2 protein-coding genes and 1 pseudogene are annotated in these 2,072 nt (G+C 62.6%); all 3 read left to right on the forward strand.

Annotation, left to right across the window (positions count from 1 at the left end):
* The coding region (locus DBR20_RS05580; protein ID WP_108265496.1) for an NADH-quinone oxidoreductase subunit D at positions 1–1,114 on the forward strand (1,114 nt) is incomplete at its 5' end.
* A 97-nt stretch (positions 1,115–1,211) separates the two neighbouring features.
* A complete protein-coding gene (gene nuoE, locus DBR20_RS05585; RefSeq protein ID WP_025876204.1) occupies positions 1,212–1,739 on the forward strand; it encodes an NADH-quinone oxidoreductase subunit NuoE in 528 nt (175 codons plus the stop codon).
* 4 nt (positions 1,740–1,743) lie between these two features.
* Positions 1,744–2,072 (forward strand): annotated as a pseudogene (locus tag DBR20_RS05590) (NADH-quinone oxidoreductase subunit F); the annotation flags it as partial.

The raw sequence follows: 2,072 nt of genomic DNA on the forward strand, positions 1-2,072 counted from the left end.
CGAGAAGCTGGCCGAGTCCAAGCCCTTCAACCAGTCGATCGGCTACATGGATCGCCTGGATTACGTGTCGATGATGTGCAACGAGCACGCCTACGTGCGCTCGATCGAGACCCTGATGGGGATCGAGGCGCCGGAGCGCGCGCAGTACATCCGCACGATGTTCGACGAGATCACCCGCATCCTGAACCACCTGATGTGGCTGGGCTCCAACGCGCTCGATCTGGGTGCGATGGCGGTGATGCTGTACGCCTTCCGCGAGCGCGAAGAGCTGATGGACTGCTACGAAGCGGTCTCCGGCGCGCGCATGCACGCGGCGTACTACCGTCCGGGCGGTGTTTACCGCGACCTGCCGGATCACATGCCGAAGTACAAGGAATCGCGCTGGCACAAGGGCAAGGCCCTGAAGAACCTCAACGCCTCGCGCGAAGGTTCGCTGCTGGACTTCCTGGAGAACTTCACCAATGAATTCCCGGGTCGTGTCGACGAATACGAGACCCTGCTGACCGACAACCGTATCTGGAAGCAGCGTACCGTTGGCATCGGCGTGGTCACCCCGGAACTGGCCCACCAGTGGGGCATGACCGGCGTGATGCTGCGTGGTTCGGGCATCGCCTGGGATCTGCGCAAGAAGCGTCCGTACGCGAAGTACGATGCCGTCGATTTCGACATCCCGCTGGGCAAGGAAGGCGATTGCTACGATCGCTACCTGTGCCGCGTGGCCGAAATGCGCGAGTCCAACCGCATCATCAAGCAGTGCGTGGCGTGGCTGAAGGCCAACCCAGGCCCGGTCATGGTCAAGAACTTCAAGGTCGCTCCGCCCAAGCGCGAGGACATGAAGGACGACATGGAAGCGCTGATCCACCACTTCAAGCTGTTCAGTGAAGGCTATTGCGTGCCGGCCGGCGAGACCTACGCCGCGGTTGAAGCGCCCAAGGGCGAATTCGGCTGCTACCTGGTTTCCGACGGCGCCAACAAGCCGTTCCGCGTACACCTCCGTGCGCCGGGCTTCGCCCACCTGTCCTCGATCGATTCGATCGTGCGCGGCCACATGCTGGCCGACGTGGTGGCGATGATCGGTACCTACGATCTGGTGTTCGGCGAGGTTGACCGGTAATGCCGTCCGCCACGCCAACGCCCGCTGCAGGCAGCCGGCGCAAGCCGGCGCCGCAGTTTCTGCAATTTCACGTTATGCATTTCGCTGAGGTCGGCCGATGAAGGCGACAGGTAATTTCGAGGCGGCGCGCGACGTCGACCCGATGGTGGTGTTGAGCGACAAAACCCGCGCTCACATCGATCACTGGCTGTCCAAGTTCCCGCCGGACCGCAAGCGCTCTGCCGTGCTGCAGGGTCTGCATGCTGCCCAGGAGCAGAACCAGGGCTGGCTGACCGACGAGCTGATCGCCGGCGTGGCCAAGTACCTGGACCTGCCGCCGGTGTGGGCCTACGAGGTTGCCAGCTTCTACTCGATGTTCGAGACCGAGAAGGTGGGCCGCAACAACGTGGCCATCTGCACGAACATCAGCTGCTGGCTCAATGGCGCCGAAGACATCGTGCGCCATTGCGAGAAGAAGCTGGGTATCAAGAACGGTCAGTCGACCGCTGACGGCCGCGTCTACCTCAAGCGTGAGGAAGAGTGCCTGGCCGGCTGCGCGGGTGCACCGATGATGGTCATCAATGGTCACTACCATGAGCGTCTGACCCTGGAAAAGGTCGACGAGCTTCTGGACGGGCTGGAGTAAGGGCATGGCACATCACCACGAATCCAAGGGTCCGGTCGGCCCCGCGCCGCTGCCGCACCAGGTGGTCTACACCACCCTGCATTACGACACCCCGTGGTCGTACGAAAGCTATCTGAAGACCGGTGGCTACGCTGCCCTGCGCAGGATCCTCGAAGAGAAGATCCCGCCAGAGCAGGTCATCGAAATGGTCAAGGCCTCGGGCCTGCGCGGCCGTGGCGGCGCCGGTTTCCCGACCGGCCTGAAGTGGTCCTTCATGCCCAAGGGCAACGTGCAGAAGTACATCCTCTGCAACTCGGATGAATCCGAGCCGGGTACCTGCAAGGATCGCGACAT

Origin of the sequence: Stenotrophomonas sp. HMWF023 (assembly GCF_003060985.1) — a bacterium.
GTDB lineage: Bacteria > Pseudomonadota > Gammaproteobacteria > Xanthomonadales > Xanthomonadaceae > Stenotrophomonas > Stenotrophomonas lactitubi.

Bases quoted from the DNA above. Each gene is read 5' to 3' on its own strand.
- nuoE (WP_025876204.1), top strand. From the start codon at position 1,212: ATGAAGGCGACAGGTAATTTCGAGGCGGCGCGCGACGTCGACCCGATG.